The organism is Sphingomonas sp. CCH9-E2, from assembly GCF_001557215.1.
GTDB lineage: Bacteria > Pseudomonadota > Alphaproteobacteria > Sphingomonadales > Sphingomonadaceae > Sphingomonas.
Window position 1 is genome coordinate 1 of record NZ_LSJM01000373.1, and the last position, 876, is coordinate 876.

1 protein-coding gene is annotated in these 876 nt (G+C 69.5%); it reads right to left on the minus strand.

Annotation, left to right across the window (positions count from 1 at the left end):
- Positions 1-846 (minus strand): ATP-binding protein (locus AX681_RS17300; protein ID WP_156456128.1); only part of this gene is annotated, 846 nt, incomplete at its 3' end.
- Positions 847-876: the final 30 nt, after the last annotated feature.

Sequence of the window (876 nt, forward strand, 5' to 3'; positions counted from 1 at the left end):
GGCGAAGAGCATGTCGCGCATGTCCTGCGTCGGGGCGGTGGGGAGCGGGGTGAGCTTGGGGCTCACCGCCTTGGACCCGGTCTGGACCGCGCCGATGCGGACGCTGATCGGACGGCGGGTGATGGCGGGGCCGAGCGCGAGGAATTCGCCGCGCGCGAGGTCGCGGATCGTGTCGGCCTGACGCCGGTCCATGCCGAGCAGGTCGGCGGCGCGGGCCATGTCGATGTCGAGAAAGGTGCGGCCCATCAGGAAGTTCGACGCTTCGGCGGCGACATTCTTGGCGAGCTTGGCAAGGCGCTGGGTGGCGATGACCCCGGCGAGGCCGCGCTTGCGCCCGCGACACATGAGGTTGGTCATCGCGGCGAGCGAGGTGCGGCGGGCTTCTTCGGTTACCTCGCCAGCGGCGGCGGGGGCGAAGAGCTGGGCTTCGTCGACGACGGTGAGGACGGGATACCAATGCTCGCGCGGGGCATCGAACAGCGCGGAGAGGAAGGCAGCGGCGGCGCGCATCTGGCCGTCGATCTCCAGCCCCTCGAGGTTGAGGACCACCGACGCGCGGTGTTCGCGGACGCGCAGCGCAAGGCGCGCGAGTTCGGTGAGGCTGTATTCGGCGGCGTCTACAGCGATATGGCCGAAGGCTTCGGACAGGCTGACGAAATCGCCCTCGGGATCGACCACGACCTGCTGCACGTAACCGGCGCTGCCCTCGAGCAGGCGGCGCAGCAGATGCGACTTGCCCGAGCCCGAATTGCCCTGAACGAGCAGACGGGTGGCGAGCAACTCCTCCAGATCGACGGCAACCGGGTTGCCGCCGCTGTCGAGTCCCATGTCGATACGGGCGGTCATCGCTGGGGGCTTTGGCGTATGGCGGGGGGG